Below are 19,802 nucleotides of genomic sequence, written 5' to 3' on the forward strand. Positions count from 1 at the left end.
TCCCGGAGTCTGCATGAGTCCCGGGGGTCGGTGGATCCGGGATCGGACAAATCGCTCGGCGAGCGCCTCGCTCGGGCCAGTGTGGCCGAGGTGGTGGCGATCCGCGGCGCGCAACGTCGGTCCGATGGCGGTGATTGGCGTCGAAGGACCTCCGTCCCTGGCGTCCGGGCCACCGGACGACGACCATCGACCCATGGCAACCACAGCCCGCACCGCCGGCCTCGTCGCGACCGGAGTCCTCGGCCTCGGCGCCGCTCTGCTCACCCGGCGCATGACCCAGACGTGGGGGACGCTCGCGGGCGAGGCCGACGGGCCGCTGCCGGGTGACGACGTCGTGCCCGCCGCCAGCGTCGTGGCGACGCGCGGCGTGGGGATCGCGGCGCCTCCGCGCGCGGTGTGGCCGTGGATCGTGCAGCTCGGCTACGGGCGCGGCGGGTTCTACTCGCACGACTGGCTCGAACGGCTGGTCGGCCTCGACATCCACTCGGCCGACCAGGTCGAGGAGCGCTGGCAGGACCTCACGCTGGGCGACGCCGTCCACCTGGCTCCGCAGGTCACGCTGCGCGTCGCGCGGATCGAGCCGCTGCGCCACCTCGTGCTGGTCGGCGACACCCTGCCCGGGGAGGGCGCGGCCCCGTACGAGTTCACCTGGGCGTTCGTGCTGCGCGCGACGGGGGCGGGCACGCGTCTGCTGGTGCGCGAGCGCTATCGGCCGCTCAGCCCGGCCGGTCGGGTGCTGGCCGAGGCCGTGCAGCCGGTCAGCTTTGTCATGAGCGCTGCGATGCTGCGCGGCGTGCGCGGTCGGGCGCTCGCGCTGGCCTGAGCGCCTCAGCCTCAGCCCGCGAGCACCTGCGCCATCGCGCGCGACAGGTACCAGGGGTCGACGACGGCGGTCAGTTCGCGCGCCGAGTGCATCGACAGAATCGGCACGCCGACGTCGACGGTGCGGATGCCCAGCCGGGTCGCCGTGATGGGGCCGATGGTCGAGCCGCACGGGAGCGCGTTGTTGGACACGAACTCCTGGCTCGGCACGCCCGCCGCGGCGCACGCCGCCTGCCAGCGCGCGGCGCCCTGCGCGTCGGTCGCGTAGCGCTGGTTGGCGTTGATCTTGAGGATCGGGCCGCCGCCCGCGACCGGCTGGTTGGCCGGGTCGTGCCGCTCGGGATAGTTGGGGTGCACGGCGTGACCGACGTCGGAGGAGACCACGAACGAGGCCGCGAAGGCCCGCGCGCGGTCCTCGGGTCCGGCGCCGAGCGCGGCGCCCACGCGCGTGAGCACGTCGGCCAGCAGCGGTCCGGCCGCGCCCGAGCGTGACTCGGACCCGATCTCCTCGTGGTCGAAGGCTGCGACGACGGCGATGGTCGACGCCCGGTCGCCCGCGAGGCCGCCCGCTGCGAGGTCGCCTGCCGCAACCCGCAGCAGCGCGGTCAGCGCGGCGTGCGTCGACAGCAGGTTGTCCAGGCGCCCCGACGCCCACAGCGCGCCGTCGGCCCCGAAGGCGCGCGGGGCCTGGGTGTCGGCCACGACGACGTCGTAGCCGCCGATCTGCGCCGGGTCGACGCCGACCGGGCCACCCGCGCCATCGTCGCTCGCGCCGCCGCCGCCCGCGCCGCCGCCGCCCGCGCCGCCGTCGGCCGGGATCGCGGTCGCCGCGAGCGCCGCCAGCACGTCGGCGTCGCCCACGGCGCCGAGGCCCCACACGGGCTGGGTGTGGCGCTGCTTGTCGAGCGCGAGGCCGTCGTTCGCGCTGCGGTCCAGGTGGATGGCGAGCTGGGGCAGGCGCAGGAGCGGACCGGTGCGCACCAGGTGCTCACTGCCGTCGAGCAGCACCACGCGCCCGGCGAGCTCCAGCTCGCGGTCGAGCCACGAGTTGAGCAGCGGGCCGCCGTAGACCTCGACGCCGGCCTGCCAGAACCCGTGCCCGCCCGTGGTGGGGCGCGGCTTGAGCTTGAACCCGGGCGAGTCGGTGTGCGTGCCGACGACGGTGAACGCCGTCGTCGGGCCCGCGTCCGCGGGCAGGGCGAACGCGAGCGCCGAGCCGTCGCGCACGACGACGTAGCGCCCGCCCGGGGTCAGCTCCCAGGCGTCGGCCTCACGCAGCCGCGTGAACCCGGCCGCCTCGGCACGCCGCGCGATCTCGGCCGCGGCGTGGAACGACGACGGCGAGGCGGTGACGAACGCGCCGAGGTCCTCGGCGTGGGCTCGGGCCTCGTGGGGGACGGGGACGGTGCTGGCGGCCATGCCCGCAGTCAACCACGCGGCGCGACGACGGCCGAGGCCAGCGCGACGCCGTCCGGCGCGGTCAGGCGCACCTGGATCCGTCCGCCGGCCGGCGCGCCGACGTCGACCGTGCGCGTGACCGGCTCGCCGCACGCCGCCGTGCCGCTCGCGACGCTCGCCCACGTGCCGTCGCGGTCGACGCGCACCTCGTAGCCCACGGGCTCCTGCCCCGTCGCGGAGCAGCGCACGGTGAGCTCGTACGGCTGGGCGGTCTCGACGTACCCGACGCTGGAGCGGGCCCGACGGTCCCACGCACCCGTGCGGTCGACGGTCGCCTGGGCCACGGCTCCGCCCTCGGGGGCCGTCGACGGCGGATCGGGCAGCGCGAACGGCTCGGGGGCCGGCGTCGGGGCGCCGGGGCTGAACACGCTGCCGCCGTCGATCACCACCGAGACGGCCTCGCCCACGACGAGGCGCCGCCCCGCGCCGCCGCCGGGGTCCGCCTCGATCCAGGGGCGCACGGTGTAGGCGCCCTCGGGCAGGCGGACGCCGCCGTCGGCGACGCACGAGCTGAGCGTGTCGAGCGAGCCGTCGAGCAGCGCCTGGCCAGCGGCGAGCGCGGCCGACAGGTCGAGCGGCTCCGGGTCGGTGAGCCCGGCGCCGAGGCTGACCAGGCGCCCGCCCGAGAACCACGCGAACGTCGGGGCGCTGAACGTCGTCGTGCCGTCGGAGCCCGCGCCCGCGGCTGGCGCGAGCGTGAGCGGGGCTGAGGGCATGATGACCCACTCACCGTCGTCGCCGGGCGCCGCGTCGTTGACCACGGCGCCGGTGGCGGCGAGGGTGAACGCGGTGTCGCTCGCCGTGAAGTCCGCCTCGGGCATGCCGCACACGATGTCGGTGCCCGCGAAGTAGGCGGGCTGGTAGCCCTCGTCGAGCGGCACGTCGGTCGGCGTGGGCGCGGTGCCGTCCCAGGCGCCGTCGGTGGGCGTGGGGTCGGACGGCGTCGGCGACTCGGACGGGATCGGGGACTCGGACGGGATCGGCGTGGCGGGCGCGACGGGGCCCGGCGCGAGGTGGTCGGCCACGCGCAACGCTCCGACCACGAGCGCGCCGCCGACGGCGAGCGTGGTGACGCCGATCCCGGCCTGCTTGGCGGCCCGACGCCGGCGCACCCGCCCGCGGACGGTGGCCAGCAGTGCGCTGGGCTCGGGCGCGGCGGCGGCGCCCGCGCCCGCCAGCCGCTCCAGGGCGTATTCGAGCTCGGCCCCGAAGCGGGCCTCGTACCGGTCGTCCTGGGCGCTCATCGTCCGGCCCTCCTGCCGTCAGTCGTCTCGGTGGCGTTCGTCCCCGCCGCGGTGGTGGGCGCGGCGGCGTCGTCGGGCACGCTCAGCACGGCGCGCAGGGTGACCGTGGCGTCCGACAGGTACCGCTTGACGGTGCCGGGCGCCAGGCCCATGGCGTCGGCGACCTGCGGCACCGTCAGGTCCTCGAAGTAGCGCAGGACGACGGCGGCGCGCTCGCGCGGGGCGAGGCGGGCCAGTGCGGCGGCCACGTCGGCCCGTGCGGTGGCGCCGGACTCCGGGCCGCGGCCCGTCTCGGCGCTCGCGACGAGAGGGACCACCTGGCGCCACCGGCGCTGGCGGCGCCAGGAGTCGAGGTAGAGCGTGAGGATCGTGCGGCGCACGTAGGCCTCGGTCAGCGTCGGCCCCCCGCGGGTGTCCGCGCCGTCCACGAGGGGGTGCGCGGTCGCGTGCGCCGTCGGCGGCGCGGGGGTGCGCAGGCGCGCGAACACTTTGACCAGGGCGTCCTGCAGCAGGTCCTCGGCCTGCCGCGCGTCGCCGCACAGCAGATATGCGTATCCCACCAGCGCTCGGTGCCGGCGCGTGACCAGCTCTTCGAGCACCGCCTCCCAGCGGGCCATCGGCGACCTCCCCGTCCGTGCTCCTGACCCACTCAACGCCTGGTGGCCGCGAAACGTTGGGTCGGGCGAGCGCGCGCTGGCGCGGGACGAGCGGGACGAGCGGGTCAAGCGGGGGAGGACATCTGGTGACACGCGGAGCACGGTGACCGACATCACCTCGTGACGGACGTCACGTTCCAGGTAGACTCCCGGAATCCCGTCGTCAACGGCGCCGGCGGGGCCTTTCCACGCCTCTGCGAGGCGTCGTCAAGGAGGACGGATGCTCACACTCGGTACCGAGTCCATCGTGATCGTCGGGGTGATCACGGTCATCGGCCTCGCGGCTCTGGCCTGCGCCTTCGTGCTCAGAAGGCAAGTGTTGGCGGCCGGCGAGGGCACAGTCGCCATGCGCGACATCGCGCGCGCGGTGCAAGAGGGCGCGGCGGCCTACCTCAACCGGCAGTTCCGCACGCTCGCCCTGTTCGCCGTCGTCGTCTTCGCGCTCCTCTTCCTGCTGCCCGGCGACGGCGGGGTGCGCCTGGGCCGGTCGGTCGCGTTCCTCGTGGGCGCCGCGTTCTCGGCCGCCATCGGCTACCTCGGCATGTGGCTGGCGGTGCGCGCGAACGTGCGCGTGGCCGCCGCGGCCTCGCAGGCCGGCGGGCGCAGCCAGGGCGCGCAGATCGCGTTCCGCACCGGCGGCGTCGTCGGCATGTCGGTCGTGGGCCTCGGCCTGCTCGGCGCCGGCCTCGTGGTGCTCGTCTACCGCGAGAACGCGCCCGTGGTGCTGGAGGGCTTCGGCTTCGGCGCCGCGCTGCTGGCCATGTTCATGCGCGTCGGTGGCGGCATCTTCACCAAAGCGGCCGACGTCGGCGCGGACCTGGTGGGCAAGGTCGAGCAGGGCATCCCCGAGGACGACCCCCGCAACGCCGCCACCATCGCCGACAACGTGGGCGACAACGTCGGCGACTGCGCCGGCATGGCGGCCGACCTGTTCGAGTCCTACGCGGTGACCCTGGTCGCCGCGCTCATCCTGGGCCGCGCGGCGATGGGCGAGCAGGGCATGGTCTTCCCGCTCATGGTCACCGCGATCGGCGCGTTCGTCGCACTGCTCGGCGTCCTGGTCACGCGCGTGCGCGGCGACGAGAGCGGGCTCACGGCGATCAACCGCGGCTTCTACATCTCGGCCGTCGTGGGCGCGGCGCTCGCCGCCATCGCGGCGTTCGTCTACCTGCCGGCGTCGTTCGACGACCTGCACGGCACGGCCGACCTCGGCGTCATGCACGGGCTGTCGGCCGACCCGCGCGTGGACGCCGCCGCGGCCGTCGCCGTCGGCGTCGTGCTCGCGGGCGTGATCCTGTGGCTGACCGGGTACTTCACGGGCACGACGTCGAAGCCCACGCTGCACGTCGCCGCGACCTCGCGCACGGGCGCAGCGACCGTGGTGCTCGCGGGCATCGGCGTCGGCTTCGAGTCGGCCGTGTACACCGCGGGCCTCATCGCCGCCGCGATCTGCGCGGCGTTCCTGCTGGCCGGCGGCTCGGTGTGGCTCGCGTTGTTCCTCATCGCGCTGGCCGGCTGCGGCCTGCTCACCACGGTCGGGGTCATCGTCGCGATGGACACCTTCGGCCCCGTCAGCGACAACGCGCAGGGCATCGCCGAGATGTCCGGCGACGTCGACGAGGCCGGCGCGCAGGCGCTGACCGACCTCGACGCCGTCGGCAACACCACCAAGGCCATCACCAAGGGCATCGCTATCGCGACCGCCGTGCTCGCGGCGACCGCGCTGTTCGGCTCCTACGCCGAGGCCGTCAAGCGCGCGCTGGACGACGTCACCGAGCACGGGACCGGACTGGTCACCTCGATGCTGAGCTACGAGATCATCTCGCCCGTGACGCTCGTGGGCGTGATCCTCGGCGGCGCGACCGTGTTCCTGTTCTCGGGCCTGGCCGTCGACGCCGTCACGCGCGCGGCCGGCGCCATCGTCTACGAGGTGCGCCGCCAGTTCCGCGAGCACCCCGGGATCATGACGTTCGAGGAGCGGCCCGAATACGGCAGGGTCGTCGACATCTGCACGCGCGACTCGCTGCGTGAGCTCGCGACCCCCGGACTGCTGGCGGCGTTCGCGCCCATCGCCGTGGGCTTCGGCCTCGGCGTCGGACCGCTGGCGGGGTTCCTCGCCGGTGCCATCGGCACGGGCGTGCTCATGGCGGTCTTCCTGGCCAACTCGGGCGGCGCCTGGGACAACGCCAAGAAGATCGTCGAGGACGGCGCATACGGCGGCAAGGGCTCCGAGGCCCACGCGGCCACCGTCATCGGCGACACCGTGGGCGACCCGTTCAAGGACACCGCCGGCCCGGCCATCAACCCGCTCATCAAGGTCATGAACCTGGTCGCGGTGCTCATCGCGCCCGCCGTGGTCGCGATGAGCGTGCCCGCCGACGCCAACCACGTGCTGCGCGTCACCCTGGCCAGCGTCGCCGCCCTCATCGCCTTCTGCGCCGTCGTCACCTCGCGGGTGCGCGCGGCGCGGGCCGACAAGGCGTCGGCGGCCGAGGAGGCCGCGGCCGCCCAGGCCGCCACGGCGGCCGAGGCGCTGGTCCAGGCGGACCGAGCCGAGCGCGACAGGCCGGACGACGTCGACGCACCGGCCCCCCGCCGGTAGTCGCGGGCGCCCTCGGGACGGGACTTTTCGCCCCCTCCCGAGGGTTGCCCACGTCGTGGACGACCTCCTCCCCCCGGGCACCGCCATGCGCGCGGTGACCCTCCACGTCGAGAACCTCGACGTCATGACGGCCTACTACCGCGACGGGCTGCTGCTCGACGAGATCGACGTGCCCGACACGCTCGCCCTCAGCCCAGCCGAGCGAGCGCAGACCGCGGTGCTCGGCCGCGACGAGGCCCCCGTCGTCGTGCTGCGCCGCACGCCCGGCCTGCCACGGCCGCGCCGGGGCGAGGCCGGGCTGTTCCACACGGCCGTGGTGTACGACGGCGCGGCCCAACTCGCGACGGCGCTCGCCTCGGTCGCCGCGCACGCGCCGGGCACCTACGTCGGCAGCGCCGACCACCTGGTCTCCGAGGCCTTCTACTTCACCGACCCCGAGGGCAACGGCGTCGAGCTCTACCACGACCGCCCACGCGAGACGTGGGCGTGGGACGACGGCCAGATCCGCATGGACACGCTGTGGCTCGACCCGAACGGGTTCCTCACCGAGCATCTGCCGCGCGACGCGCAGGAGCGCGCCGCGGCCGCCGCGACGCCCGCCGTCGTCGGGCATGTGCACCTGCAGGTGGGCGACCTCGCCGCGGCCCGCGCCTTCTACGTCGACACGCTCGGGTTCGAGCCCACCGCGACGGCGCCCGGGGCGCTGTTCGTCTCCGCCGGCGGGTACCACCACCACCTCGCCGTCAACACCTGGGCCTCGCGGGGAGCGGGGCCGCGCGCGTCGACGCTCGGGCTGGCGACCATCGGCGTCGAGGCGCCCACCGCCGACGCCGCCGCCGCATTGCGCGACCGGCTGCGGCACGCGGGCGTCGCCGTGGCCGACGACGGCGCAACGCTGCGGTTCGACGACCCGTGGCGCAACCACCTGGAGGTGGTCGTCGCGGCATAGGCCGCCGCCCACGCCGCTCGCGCTCCGCGGCGCCCCGCGAGTTCGAGCATTCGGGTCGTGTTCGAGCCCCCGGGCGCTCGAACAACTCACCGAATGCTCGAACTCGCAGGGTGACTCGGGTTGCCGTCACCGGCAACCGGTCACCGTGGGCGCGGGGGTCAGAGGCCGGTGCGGCCGTCGAGGCACTCGCGCAGCAGGTCCACGTGCCCCATGTGCCGCGCGTACTCCTCGACCATGTGGATCAGCACGTCGCGCGCCTCGACCGTGCCGTCGCCCACGGGGACCTCGCGGTCCATCTCCTCCGACCAGAACACGTCGTCAGCCGCCTCGACCGCCTGGTGCCACTCGCCCCACGCCTCGGTCACGCAGGCGTCGGTCGGCGAGGCGCCGTCGAAGTCGTGGTCGGCGACATCGGGCAGCTCGAACGGGCCCGGCGTGCTCCTGCCTGCCAGCACGCGCTGGAACCAGTGGTGCTCGACGTTGGCCAGGTGCCGCACGACGCCCAGCAGTGACAGCGTCGACGGCGGCACGGAACGGCGCGCGAGCTGTTCGGCGTCGAGTCCCTCGCACTTCATGACCAGCGTCATGCGGTAACGGCACAGGTACTCCCAGACCGTCTCCTTCTCGCCCACGGGGTCGGAGCCCGTCGTGCGGGGGTCGTTCTCGGGGTCGACCCACAGGCCTGTCGTCGCGGACGTCACGCGCGGAGGATGACCCGCGCCGGGCGCCGCGGTCAAGTGGCGCTGGGCGGCCCTTCTACCTGCTGGGACAGCGCGCTACGCTCCGAGCGTGAAACGGTCCACGACGTCACCCGCGCCCGAGGGGCGCGCGCGGCGTGCGGTCCGCCGACCCGCGGCCCCCGCCGCGCCGTGGGCGCCGACCGGGGCGGGAGCGCCCACGCCGTCGGCCCTGAGCCTGACTCCCACGCCTCGCCCGTCGCCGGGCAAGACGGCGACGCCGGTCTTCTCGCCCGTCCTCGATCAGGCGGGTGCGCAGGCCCCGCGCCTGGCGCCTGAGCAACTCTTCACGCTGGAGCGGCGCCCGCCACAGCCCGCGGCGGCCCAGAGCCGCTCCGAGCCTCAGCGCCTTCCGGAGTCCCAGCGCCTTCCGGAGTCCCAGCGCCCTGCTGAGTCCCCGAGCGTTCTGAAGTCCGAGCGACCTGAGCAGTCCGAGCGTCGTGCGGAATCCCGGCGTCGTGCGGAGCCCGGGCGCCCTGCGCGGTCCCAGCGGTCGCAGGGCGCGCTGCTGCTGGAGTCCAGCGAGTCGCCCGACCCGCTTCGTCCCGCGACCGCCGAAACGCCCTCGCGGCGCAGCCCGGCCGCCGAGGCGCCTCCGCGGCGGACCCAGGCCGTCGAGGCGCCCTCGCGGCGGCGACCCGCGGGCTGGCCCCGCGTCCGCTCTTCGGTGCGCGGCAGGCTCGCGGTTCCCCGCCTGCTCGACCACCGCGTCGCGCTCGTCGCGGCGGCCGCGGTCGCGCTGGGCGCGGGACTGGCCACGGGCGCGGCGCGTGCGGGCTCGCCGGCCGACGACGCCGACGCCCTGCCCGCGTCGCCCGAGCAGTGCGCCGCCGCGCAGGTCGCGTGGGCGCAGTCGGCGTCGAGCCAGGTCGGCATGACGGCCGACAACCCGGCGACGCTGCGGACCGGGTTCCGGGGTGCGAGCGAGGCGCTCGCCGAGGCCGTCCCGCCCCCGGCGGTCGCCGCCGACTGGGACGCCGTCAAGGACTATGTGGACACGGTCGCCCAGGCCGTCGACAAGGTTGACGCGGGCGACGGCGACGCGATCACCGCCGCCGTCGGGGCGGCGCTCTCGACGCTCGACACCACCGCCACGACCGCCGCGTCGGCACGCGTGACGGCGTATCTGCGAGGCGACTGCGCCGACTGAGGCCGCCCGAGCCCGGTCGTCGCGGGAGCGTTCTGCGCGCCCGACGACGCCGGGAGGCCCGCCGCGCTCGGCGCCGGCCGGTCCCGCCGCCAGCGCCCACGATTTCGCCTCGCGCGCCCGGGTGGGCGACCATGGAACGGTGCGACCTGCCCGAACGACCCCGATCCGATGCGCCCGCCATGCGCGCGCCGCAGCGGCGCGTGTCGCGGTGGGGGCGCTCGCCGCAGCCCTGTTCGCCGGTTGCGGCGGACCCACCGACGCGCCCGACCCGACGCCCGCCCCGGAGCCGTCGGCCGTCGTGGTGGCGCCCGACGCCGTCGTGCCCGAGTCGGACGGGGGCGCACAGGAGCCGGACGAGCAGGAGGACACCGGCGACGGCGTCGACTGCCCCGCGCTGCAGGCCACGTGGAACCAGGCCAACCAAGCCCTGGTGAACCTCAGCGCGGACCACCCGCGCGCGCTGGTCAACAGCTTCCGTGTCGCAGCCGACGCGATGTCCGGCGTCGAGGTCCCCGACGCGATCGCGGACTCGTGGGCGACCATGTCGCGCTACCTCGACCGGGTCAACGCCGCGTTGGAGGACGTCGACGCGTCCGACGCCGACGCCGTCTCCGCCGCGATGTCACGCACCGTCTCGGCCGAGGACACCCAGGAGGCGACCGCGGCGGGCGAGCGGATCACCGACTTCTTCAAGTCGGGCTGCGCCGGCTGATGGGCCTCGGCCGATGAGCGCCGCCCCCGCCGCCGACGAGGCTGCCCTCGCCGCGCTGCGCGCCGACCTGGAGTCCGCGGCCTTCACGGTCGACGGCGTCGCCGACCTCGTGGGCGAGCTCGGCGCGGCCGCGCTGCGCCGCGAGCAGGCACTGCCCGCCCGACGCGCTGTCGAGGCCGCCGTCGCGGGCCGGGCGCCGCGCGCGTGGGACCCGCGCGCCACGCTCACCCGCCTGTTCCTGCTCGGTGGTCACACGCCGCGCGCCGCGCTCGACGCCGCGCTGCCCGCCACGGGCGCCGAGGGTCTGGTGCGCGCCGGGCTCGCCGTCGCGGCCGGTCAGGGCGACGACGACGCGGTGCGCGCCGCCGTCGACCTCGCGCCCTACGCGGCCACCGACGCCGCGGGCGACGTGCGCTGGTGGCTCGCCTCCGACCTGGGCGAGCTCGCGCGCGGCGGCGCCATCGCCAACGACCATGTGCTCGGCGCGGGTGGCGCGTCGCTCACGCTCGGGCAGGTCACCGTGCGCGAGCGGGTCGGGCGGGTGCTCGACCTGGGCACGGGCTGCGGCATCCAGGCGTTGCACGCCTCGCGGCACGCCGACACCGTGGTGGGCACCGACATCTCGGCGCGGGCGCTGGCGTTCGCGCGGTTCAACGCGGGGCTCAATCTCGGTGACGCTGACGCGTTCGACCTGCGGCTCGGCTCGATGCTCGAACCCGTGGCGGGCGAGGAGTTCGACCTGGTCGTCTCCAACCCGCCGTTCGTCATCACGCCGCACGCGGGCGCCGCGGGACTCGCGATGCGCGAGGCTCTGGGCGACTTCGAGTACCGCGACGGCGGGCGTGCGGGCGACGACCTGGTGCGCGACCTGATCGTGGCGGTCGGCTCGGTGCTCGCGCCCGGCGGCACGGCCCAGCTGCTGGGCAACTGGGAGCACCGGCGCGGCCAGGAGTGGACCGAGCGCGTGGGCTCGTGGCTCGACGCGTCAGGGCTCGACGGCTGGGTCATCCAGCGTGAGGTGCTCGACCCGGCCGAGTACGCCGAGACCTGGATCCGCGACGGGGGGACCACCCCGGAGCGCGACCCCGACGCGTGGGCCGGCGCGTACGGCGCGTGGCTCGACGACTTCGCCTCACGCGACGTCGAGGCGATCGGGTTCGGGATCGTCACACTGCGCCGCCCGGGCGGGCCGGAGGGTGAGACTGTCGCGCCCAGGGGTGGGGTTTCGACAGGCTCAACCAGCGGTGGGGTGGGTGGGGTTTCGACAGGCTCAACCAGCGGTGGGGTGGGCGGGGTTTCGACAGGCTCAACCAGCGGTGGGGTGGGCGGGGTTTCGACAGGCTCAACCAGCGGTCGGGTTCGGCTGCGGCGCCTGGAGGAGCACACGGGCGCGGTGCGCCAGCCGCTCGGCCCGCACCTGGCGGCGTCGCTTGCGGCCCACGAGTGGCTCGCCACCCGCACCGACGACGCGCTCGTGGCCGCCCGCCTCGTGGTGGCGCCCGATGTGACCGAGGAGCGGTACCTCACGCCCGGGATGCCCGACCCGAACGTCGTCGTCATCCGGCAGGGCGACGGACTGGGGCGCGGGGTGCACGCCTCGACGGCGCTGGCCGCACTGGTCGGCGCGTGCGACGGCGAACTCACCGTCGGGCAGATCATCGGGGCGCTCGCGGCCCTGTTCGAGCAGGCCGGGGCGTTGGGCGCGACGCCAACTGCGCTGCGCGACGAACTGCTTCCCGCGGTGCGCGGCCTGGTGCGCGACGGGTTCCTGCGCCCCGCGTGACCTGACGCCGACCCGGCGCCGCCACCTGCGTCGTGACCTCGCGTCGTGACCCGGCGCCCAGCCGGGCCGAGTGACCTCGCGCGCCGACTTGTCGCGCGGTGCGTCCCGGAGGATCACAGGCTCGTCACAACCGTTGGCTACGGTCAGGGCATGCTCGACGCCACCCGCACCGCACCCCGGTACCCTGTGCCGGTGCAGCGACCCGTGCCTCGCCTGTGGCCGCGGGTGCTGGCTTTGGCCGTCGCCCTCGTGGCCGCCGCCGGCGTCCACCTGACCTGGCGGATCTTCGTCGCGAGCGAGGCCGGTCAGCGCGTGGACGGGCTCGCGCTCGCCGGCGCCGAGCACGGCCAGTACCGGCTGTGGACGGTCGCCGAGCCGGTGCTCGACGTCGTCTCGGTCGCCTTCGTCGTCGCGGGCATCGCCGCAGCCATGACGGTCGCCCTCGTCCGACGGCGGTGGGCGCTCGCACTGCAGGTCGCCGTCCTCGTCGGCGGCGCCAACCTCACCACCCAGGTGCTCAAGTACGCGGTCTACGACCGCCCCCACCTGCTGCCCGGCTGGTCCGGCCCCAACACGCTGCCGAGCGGGCACACGACCGTGGCCGCGTCCGTCGCGCTCGCGCTGCTGCTCGCGGCGCCGCGCGCCTGGCGCCCCGCCGTGGCGGCGCTCGGCGCGATCTGGACGGCGGCGACCGGGGTCTCCACACTCGTCGGCCAGTGGCACCGCCCGTCCGACGTCGTCGCCGGCGTGCTGGTCGTGCTCGCGTGGGGTGGCGCGGTGTGCGCGTTCGGCTCACGGTCCTCGCTCGACGTGCTGGAGGGGCCCGGGGGCCGCCGGTCCGGGTCGGTCGTCGTCGCGACGCTGCTGGCGGCGGTCGGCGCGGCCACGGGCTTCGTCGCGTTCGGCGCGCTCGACGGGGCGCGCGGCGGGGCGTGGAGCGACCTGCCGCTGGCGGGTGATGTCACGGCGTACGCGGGGGGCGTGGCGGGTGTGGTCGCGGTGACGGCGGTCGCGTTCGCGGTCATCTTGGTCGTCCGGCAGGCGACGGCTCGGCCCGAGCCCGACTGAGCGCTCGTGGGCCTGAGGGCGGCCTGATCACGGGCCTGTCGGGGCGTTCGCACGGCCCCGCCGGCCGCGTCGCAGGGCGGCGATCACGGGCGGCGTTCGGCGGCCACGGGTATGGTGCCCCGACGGTGAGGGCGTACCGTGAACACCCGCGGCACGCCGAAGGGTCGCGCAAGGGAACTCTCCGGAGAGCAGGAACGGATGCCACGCAAGCTTGTGATCGTCGAGTCGCCGACCAAGGCTCGCAAGATCGCCGGCTACCTCGGGAACGATTTCGAGGTGGAGGCCAGCGTCGGCCACATCCGGGACCTTCCGCAGCCCTCCGAGATGCCGGCGGAGATGAAGAAGGGCCCCTTCGGCAAGTTCGCCGTCGACGTCACGAACGGGTTCGAGCCCTACTACGAGGTCTACGCGGACAAGAAGGCCAAGGTCCGCGAGCTCAAGAAGGCGCTCAAGGAGGCCGACGAGCTCTTCCTCGCCACCGATGAGGACCGCGAGGGCGAGGCCATCGCCTGGCACCTCATCCAGGAGCTCAAGCCCAAGGTGCCCGTGCGGCGCATGGTGTTCCACGAGATCACCCGCGAGGCGATCCTGCGGGCGCTGGAGAGCACGCGCGAGCTCGACACCGACCTGGTCGACGCCCAGGAGACGCGGCGCATCCTCGACCGCCTCTACGGCTACGAGGTCTCGCCGGTGCTGTGGCGCAAGGTGCGTCAGGGCCTGTCGGCAGGCCGCGTGCAGTCCGTGGCCACGCGCCTGGTCGTCGAGCGCGAGCGCGAGCGCATGGCGTTCGTGCCGGCGTCGTACTGGGACGTGACGGGCGCGTTCGCCCCGACGTCGGGGCAGGACGCCGGCACGCAGTTCACCGCGCGGCTGTCGGCGATCGCGGGCGACCGCGTCGCCTCGGGCCGCGACTTCGACGACAAGGGGCGGCTCAAGGTCCGCACCGGCGTCGTGCACGTGGACGAGGCGACGGCGCACGCCGTCGTCGCGGGGCTCGGCGGACAGCGGGCCGAGGGCGCGGACTTCGCGGTGCGCTCGCTGGAGACCAAGCCGTACACGCGCAAGCCCGCCGCGCCGTTCACCACCTCGACGCTGCAGCAGGAGGCCGGGCGCAAGCTGCGCATGAACGCGCGCGCCACGATGCGCACCGCGCAGTCGCTGTACGAGAACGGCTACATCACCTATATGCGTACGGACTCCCCGACGCTGAGCGCCGAGGCGATCGACGCCGCGCGGCGCCAGGCCGCCGAGCTGTACGGCCCCGAGTACGTGCCGGGCGCGCCGCGGCTGTACCAGTCGAAGTCGGCGGGAGCGCAGGAGGCGCACGAGGCCATCCGCCCCGCGGGCGACTCGTTCCGCACCCCCGCCCAGGTGGCGCGAGAGCTCAGCGGCGACCAGTTCCGGCTGTACGAGCTCATCTGGAAGCGCACCGTCGCCTCGCAGATGGCGGACGCCAAGGGCTCGACGGCGTCGGTGCGGCTGGCCGCCGTCCTGTCCGACGCGGCGGGCGAGCTCGCCGGGCGTGACGCGGTGTTCGCGGCGTCGGGCACGGTCATCACGTTCCGCGGATTCCTCGCGGCCTACGAGGAGGGCACCGACACCGAGCAGGCCGACGCCGCCACCGCCTCGGGCAAGGACGCGCGCCTGCCGCGCATGGCCGAGGGCGACGCGCTCGACGGACGCGACCTGACGGCCGACGGGCACAGCACCACCCCGCCCGCGCGGTTCACCGAGGCGTCGCTGGTCAAGGCGCTCGAAGAGCTCGGCATCGGGCGCCCGTCGACCTACGCCGCGACGATCTCGACCATCCAGGACCGCGGCTACGTGCGCACCTCGGGTCAGGCGCTCATCCCCACCTGGCTCGCGTTCGCGGTGACCAAGCTGCTGGAGGACCACTTCGGGTCGCTCGTCGACTACCGCTTCACCGCGGCGATGGAGGCCGACCTCGACGAGATCGCGGCGGGCGAGCGGGAGCGCGTGGCGTGGCTCACCGAGTTCTACTTCGGCCCCGGCGCCGACCCCAATCGCGATGACCCCGATGCCCCCAACGCTCCCGATGCCCCCGGCGCCGCGAAGGGCCTGAGGTACCTCGTCGAGAACCTCGGCGAGATCGACCCCGTGAGCATCAACTCGGTCGAGATCGGCGACGGCGTGCGCCTGCGCGTGGGCCGCTACGGCCCGTACATCGAGGACCTGTCGGCGCCCGTCGCCGAGGGCCAGAACCCGCCGCGCGCCTCGGTGCCCGACGACCTGGCGCCCGACGAGCTGACGATCGCCAAGGCGCGCGAGCTGCTCGCCGCGGGCGGCGACGACGGCCGCGTGCTGGGGACCGACCCGGTCAGCGGGCACGAGATCATCGCCAAGGCGGGGCGCTACGGGCCCTACGTGACCGAGGTGCTGCCCGAGCCGCAGCTCGACCCGGGGCTGTCGGCCGCGGCCAAGAAGAAGGCGCTCGCCGCGCTGCCCAAGCCGCGCACGGCGTCGCTGTTCAAGGACATGGCCCTGGACACGGCGACGCTCGACGACGCACTCAAGCTGCTGTCGCTGCCGCGCGTGGTGGGCGCCGACCCCGAGTCGGGCGAGGAGATCACCGCGCAGAACGGCCGCTACGGCCCGTACCTGAAGAAGGGGACCGACTCCCGCACGCTCGCGAGCGAGGCCATGCTGTTCACGGTCACGCTGGATGAGGCGCTGAAGATCTACGCCGAGCCCAAGCGGGGTCGCGGCGCGCGGGGGGCGGCCGCCCCGCCGCTGCGCGAACTGGGCGACGACCCGACGTCGGGCAAGCCGATCGTGGTCAAGGACGGCCGTTTCGGGGCCTACGTGACCGACGGCGAGACCAACCGCACGCTGCCGCGTGACCTGACCCCCGAGACGATCACGCCCGAGCGCGCCATCGAGCTGCTGGCCGAGAAGCGTGCGGCGGGCCCCGCCAAGCGCAAGCCGGCCGCGCGCAAGCCGGCCACGACGCGGAAGCGCGCCACGGCGAAGTAGCGAGCGCGCGGCGCGGCGGCGCCCGTTCGAGCCGTCACCCGGTCACTCGACCGTCACGGCCTCCAGCACGGGCAGCCGGGCCGCGCGCAGCGCGGGGCCGACGCTCGCCACGAGCCCGATGACGACGGCGACGCCCAGCACCGCGAGCACCTGCCCCCACGGGACCGCCAGGCGGCTGAGCCCCTCGTCGGCCAGCACGCCGGGCAGGGCCGCGCTCACGGCGATGCCCGTGGCCACGCCCAGCACGGTGCCGTAGACGGCGATCAGCACCGACTCGAGCGCGATGACCCCGGCGAGCTGGAGGCGCCCCAGCCCGACGGCGCGCAGCAGCCCGATCTCGCGGGTGCGCTCGATGACGCTCAGCGCGAGCGTGTTGACGATGCCTAGCAGCGCGATGACGATCGACAGCGCGAGCAGCGCGTAGAGGATCGCGATCGCCTGGTCGACCTGGTCGGCCACCGCCGACGCCGTCTCGTCGCGGTCGCGCACCGTGAGCACCAGGAACGGCGTGACGGCCTCGCGCAGGTCGGTGCGCAGCGTGGGGACGTCGGTCCCGTCCGCAGGAGTGACGTACGCGGCCCGCACGCGTGCCTGCGCGGCCGGGATGACGCCGTCGAACACGTCGTCGCGCACGACGACGCCGACGGCGACCACCTGGGAGTCGAAGACCGCCCCGACGCGCACCGCCGTCGTGCCGGCGCCGAGGCCCAGCCGCACCTGGTCACCCACCTGCAGGCCGAGCGTGCGGGCCGTGCGCCGCGCCACGGCCGCCTCGCCGTCGGCGAGCGCCGCCGACGGGTCGCCCTGCAGCGGCTCGACCCGCAGCGCCGAGCGGAAGAACGCGTCCGAGACGCCCGCGAGCTCGACCGCCTGCGCGTCGCCGTCCCCGACGGCCGCGCCCGTCGAGCCCAGCCGCACGACGTCGAGGCGACCCACCCCGGGCACGGCGCGCACCGCGTCGACGGCGCCCGTGGGCAGTTGGAGCGTGGCCGAGTCGACCAGCAGCGGAGCGCGCAGCTCGGTGTGCACCACGGTCGCGACCGACGCCTCGGTCGAGGCCGCGATGACGCCCGTGCAGGCCACCAGGGCCATGCCGATGAGCAGCGCCCCCGCCGTGGCGGCCGTGCGGCGCGGGTTGCGCGTCACGTTGCCGCGCGCCAGGCCGCCGAGCGGCTTGAGCGCGAACGCCGCCGGGGCGCCCAACGCGCGCAGCACCCAGCGCGCCATCGCGGGCGAGCCGACCAGCACGCCGAGCAGCAGCAGACCCGCGCCCACACCCAGCACCACGCGCGGGTTCGCGCCGTCGAGCCACGCCCACCCCGTGACCGCGGCGTCTAGCGCCGAGCCGAGGCGCGAGGCCAGCGCCAGGGTCCCGGCGCCGACGACGGCGAGCGCCGCCCCCACCAGCGCGCGCCGGCCCGTGCCGCGCTCGGGCGCGACGTCCTCGCGCATCGCCTGCACGGGAGGCACGAGCGCGGCCCGGCGCGCGGGCAGCGCGGCGGCGACCAGGCACAGGACCGTGCCGAGGGCCACGGCCAGCGCGACCTGGCCGCCCGACAGCGGCACGTCGCCGCCCAGCGCCATGCCGAACCGGGCCAGCACCGCGCGGATGGCGTGCACCAGCAGGACTCCGCCGCCCACCCCGAGCGCCGCGCCCACCAACCCCACGGCGAGCGCCTGTGCGAGCACCGTCGCGAACACCTGCGCGGGCGAGGCGCCGATCGCGCGCAGCAGCGCGTTCTCGCGCTGGCGCTCGCGCACCGCCATCGCGAACGCGTTGGCGATGATGAACGCGCCGACCACCAGCGCGATCGCCGCGAAGATCAGCAGGAACGTCTGCAGGAACCCGAGCACCTCCTGGATCGACTCGCGGGCCTGCGCGCGCACCTGCGCGCCCGTGACGGCCTGTGCGTCGGCGCTCGCGGGCAGCGCGGCGGCCACACGTGCGGCGAGCGCGGACTCCTTGACGCCGGGGTCGGCGTACACCGAGATCTGCGCCACCAGGCCGTCGGGGGCGAACGCCGCCTGCGCGGTCGCGGTGTCGAAGCCGACCAGCACCGCCCCGGCCGCCGAGGCGTCGATCGCGAAGGTTCCCGAGACGGTGACCTCGCGCGGCGCGTCGCCGAGCACCACCGTGGTCACGTCGCCCGTGCGCAGCCCCGACGCCTCGACCGCGCCCGTCTCCAGCACGATCTGGCCGTCTGCGGGCCACGCGCCCTCGGTGAGGTGGGCGGTCGGGTACTCGGGGTCGATCGCGAAGCCCAGCGACGGCGGCCCCGACGTGACGACGGCGGTGCCGTCCGCGCCTACCAGCACCACCGGGCCCGAGAAGTCGGGCACGGCGCGCTGGACGCCATCGACCGACGCGACGTCGTCGGCGAGCGTGGCGGGGACGGGGTTGCGCTGCGGGCCGAACCCGGCGGTCGACGTCGGCCCCGTCCCGGGGTGGGTGAGGTCGGCGGTGACCTCGTCGGCGCCGTGGACGTAGACGTCGGCGTTGACCGAGGTGGTGATGATGGCGTCGAACGTCGAGGAGAGCATGCCGCGGAACGCGAACGTGCCGACGACGAACGCGACGCCGAGCGTGACCGCGAGCACCGACAGGCTGAAGCGCACCAGGTGCTCGCGGACTCCGCGCAGCGCGACCCGGATCACTGACCCGACCCCCCGCTGGTTGAGCCCGTCGAAACCCCGGTGGTTGAGCCTGTCGAAACCCCGCCGGTGGTTGAGCCTGTCGAAACCGCCCCCGGCGCGGGCACCGCCGCGTGCCGTCCCGTGAGCGGCCCGCTCGTCGTCGCGCCGTCGCGCGGGTCGTCGGCCTCGTCGTCGGCGCCGACCGCCGCGAGGATCTGCTCGCGCGTCGGCGCGTCGAGGTCGGCGGTGATGCGCCCGTCCCCGAGCAGCAGCACGCGGTGGGCGTAGGTGGCCGCGCGCGGGTCGTGCGTGACCATGACGACGGTCTGGCCCAGCTCGTCGACGCTGCGGCGCAGAAACGTGAGCACCTCCCGTGAGGAGCGCGAGTCGAGGTTGCCCGTGGGCTCGTCGGCGAACACCACCGACGGGCGGCCCACCAGCGCCCGCGCGCACGCGACGCGCTGCTGCTCGCCGCCCGACAGCGCGTTCGGCCGGTGGTGGAGGCGGGCGCGCATGCCGACGGCGTCGACCACCTCGTCGAACCAGGCGCGGTCGACCGGTGTGCGGGCGATGTCGAGCGGCAGCGTGATGTTCTCGGCCGCCGTGAGCGTGGGCACGAGGTTGTAGGCCTGGAACACGAACCCGATGCGGGTGCGGCGCAGCCGCGTGAGCTGGCGCTGCGACAGCGCCGAGACCTCGACGCCGTCGACGACGACGGCGCCGCTCGTCGGCTGGTCGAGGCCGGCCATGCAGTGCATGAGCGTCGACTTGCCTGAGCCGGAGGGGCCCATGATGGCCGTCAGCCGCCCCTGCGCGAAGTCGACCGAGACGCCGTCGAGCGCCCGCACCTGGGTCGGCCCGGTCCCGTAGGTGCGCACGAGGTCGCGTGCGTATGCCCGAGCGGGCGGATCGGTGGCCGCCTGTTCGTCCTGCGCCGCGCGATGCCGTCCCCGAGCCAGATCCATACCCCCATGCTGACCGGCCCCACCCCGA

General features: G+C 75.3%; 14 protein-coding genes. 8 read left to right on the forward strand and 6 right to left on the reverse strand.

Features of this window, described 5'->3' with window-relative positions; all coding sequences use genetic code 11:
* Positions 1–193: 193 nt before the first annotated feature.
* On the forward strand, positions 194–823 hold the full coding sequence (locus EV386_RS16335; protein ID WP_165399976.1) for an SRPBCC family protein: 630 nt from the start codon (positions 194–196) through the stop codon (positions 821–823).
* An 11-nt stretch (positions 824–834) separates the two neighbouring features.
* On the opposite strand, the gene EV386_RS16340 is transcribed toward EV386_RS16335, so the two are convergent.
* From EV386_RS16340 to EV386_RS16345, 3 genes are read right to left on the reverse strand one after another with little or no spacing between them, the layout of a single operon-like run.
* On the reverse strand, positions 835–2,241 hold the full coding sequence (locus tag EV386_RS16340) for a M18 family aminopeptidase (RefSeq protein ID WP_130416352.1): 1,407 nt from the start codon (positions 2,239–2,241) through the stop codon (positions 835–837).
* Positions 2,242–2,249: 8 nt separating this feature from the next.
* Positions 2,250–3,524, reverse strand: coding sequence for a hypothetical protein (locus EV386_RS18420; protein ID WP_165399977.1), 1,275 nt, complete (start codon positions 3,522–3,524; stop codon positions 2,250–2,252).
* On the reverse strand, positions 3,521–4,141 hold the full coding sequence (locus tag EV386_RS16345; protein ID WP_130416353.1) for an RNA polymerase sigma factor: 621 nt from the start codon (positions 4,139–4,141) through the stop codon (positions 3,521–3,523). Before EV386_RS16345 ends, EV386_RS18420 begins: the two co-directional genes overlap by 4 nt.
* A 259-nt stretch (positions 4,142–4,400) precedes the next feature.
* Between EV386_RS16345 and EV386_RS16350 the strand changes: the two genes are divergently transcribed.
* Both EV386_RS16350 and EV386_RS16355 read left to right on the forward strand, forming a co-directional pair.
* Entirely contained in the window at positions 4,401–6,782 is a 2,382-nt protein-coding gene (locus tag EV386_RS16350) for a sodium-translocating pyrophosphatase (protein ID WP_130416354.1), read from the forward strand.
* A 55-nt stretch (positions 6,783–6,837) separates the two neighbouring features.
* On the forward strand, positions 6,838–7,731 hold the full coding sequence (locus EV386_RS16355; protein ID WP_242608016.1) for a VOC family protein: 894 nt from the start codon (positions 6,838–6,840) through the stop codon (positions 7,729–7,731).
* A 158-nt stretch (positions 7,732–7,889) separates the two neighbouring features.
* On the opposite strand, the gene EV386_RS16360 is transcribed toward EV386_RS16355, so the two are convergent.
* Entirely contained in the window at positions 7,890–8,432 is a 543-nt protein-coding gene (locus EV386_RS16360; protein ID WP_242608017.1) for a DinB family protein, read from the reverse strand.
* Positions 8,433–8,520: 88 nt separating this feature from the next.
* On the opposite strand from EV386_RS16360, the gene EV386_RS16365 reads away from it, so the two are divergent.
* The 5 genes from EV386_RS16365 to topA all read left to right on the forward strand — a co-directional run bounded on the left by EV386_RS16365 (position 8,521) and on the right by topA (position 16,175).
* On the forward strand, positions 8,521–9,618 hold the full coding sequence (locus EV386_RS16365) for a hypothetical protein (RefSeq protein ID WP_130416356.1): 1,098 nt from the start codon (positions 8,521–8,523) through the stop codon (positions 9,616–9,618).
* 139 nt (positions 9,619–9,757) lie between these two features.
* On the forward strand, positions 9,758–10,330 hold the full coding sequence (locus EV386_RS16370; protein WP_130416357.1) for a hypothetical protein: 573 nt from the start codon (positions 9,758–9,760) through the stop codon (positions 10,328–10,330).
* A 13-nt stretch (positions 10,331–10,343) separates the two neighbouring features.
* Positions 10,344–12,113, forward strand: a complete 1,770-nt coding sequence (locus EV386_RS16375) for a DUF7059 domain-containing protein (protein WP_242608018.1) — start codon at positions 10,344–10,346, stop codon at positions 12,111–12,113.
* 150 nt (positions 12,114–12,263) lie between these two features.
* Positions 12,264–13,181: a phosphatase PAP2 family protein gene (locus tag EV386_RS16385; protein ID WP_130416358.1), complete on the forward strand. Its 918-nt coding sequence runs from the start codon at positions 12,264–12,266 to the stop codon at positions 13,179–13,181.
* Positions 13,182–13,379: 198 nt separating this feature from the next.
* Positions 13,380–16,175: a type I DNA topoisomerase gene (gene topA, locus EV386_RS16390; protein WP_130416359.1), complete on the forward strand. Its 2,796-nt coding sequence runs from the start codon at positions 13,380–13,382 to the stop codon at positions 16,173–16,175.
* A 42-nt stretch (positions 16,176–16,217) separates the two neighbouring features.
* On the opposite strand, the gene EV386_RS16395 is transcribed toward topA, so the two are convergent.
* Together EV386_RS16395 and EV386_RS16400 are read right to left on the reverse strand one after the other, a co-directional pair.
* A complete protein-coding gene (locus EV386_RS16395) occupies positions 16,218–18,830 on the reverse strand; it encodes an ABC transporter permease (RefSeq protein ID WP_130416360.1) in 2,613 nt (870 codons plus the stop codon).
* A complete protein-coding gene (locus EV386_RS16400) occupies positions 18,827–19,774 on the reverse strand; it encodes an ABC transporter ATP-binding protein (RefSeq protein ID WP_130416361.1) in 948 nt (315 codons plus the stop codon). Before EV386_RS16400 ends, EV386_RS16395 begins: the two co-directional genes overlap by 4 nt.
* Between the last annotated feature and the right edge of the window lie 28 nt (positions 19,775–19,802).

Origin of the sequence: Xylanimonas ulmi (assembly GCF_004216535.1) — a bacterium.
Lineage (GTDB): Bacteria > Actinomycetota > Actinomycetes > Actinomycetales > Cellulomonadaceae > Xylanimonas > Xylanimonas ulmi.

What these genes read in the sequence shown, in the direction of transcription:
- EV386_RS16335 (WP_165399976.1), top strand. Translation starts at nt 194, where the DNA reads ATGGCAACCACAGCCCGCACCGCCGGCCTCGTCGCGACCGGAGTCCTC.
- EV386_RS16340 (WP_130416352.1), bottom strand. Translation starts at nt 2,241, where the DNA reads ATGGCCGCCAGCACCGTCCCCGTCCCCCACGAGGCCCGAGCCCACGCC.
- EV386_RS18420 (WP_165399977.1), bottom strand. Translation starts at nt 3,524, where the DNA reads ATGAGCGCCCAGGACGACCGGTACGAGGCCCGCTTCGGGGCCGAGCTC.
- EV386_RS16345 (WP_130416353.1), bottom strand. Translation starts at nt 4,141, where the DNA reads ATGGCCCGCTGGGAGGCGGTGCTCGAAGAGCTGGTCACGCGCCGGCAC.
- EV386_RS16350 (WP_130416354.1), top strand. Translation starts at nt 4,401, where the DNA reads ATGCTCACACTCGGTACCGAGTCCATCGTGATCGTCGGGGTGATCACG.
- EV386_RS16375 (WP_242608018.1), top strand. Translation starts at nt 10,344, where the DNA reads ATGAGCGCCGCCCCCGCCGCCGACGAGGCTGCCCTCGCCGCGCTGCGC.
- EV386_RS16385 (WP_130416358.1), top strand. Translation starts at nt 12,264, where the DNA reads ATGCTCGACGCCACCCGCACCGCACCCCGGTACCCTGTGCCGGTGCAG.
- topA (WP_130416359.1), top strand. Translation starts at nt 13,380, where the DNA reads ATGCCACGCAAGCTTGTGATCGTCGAGTCGCCGACCAAGGCTCGCAAG.
- EV386_RS16400 (WP_130416361.1), bottom strand. Translation starts at nt 19,774, where the DNA reads ATGGATCTGGCTCGGGGACGGCATCGCGCGGCGCAGGACGAACAGGCG.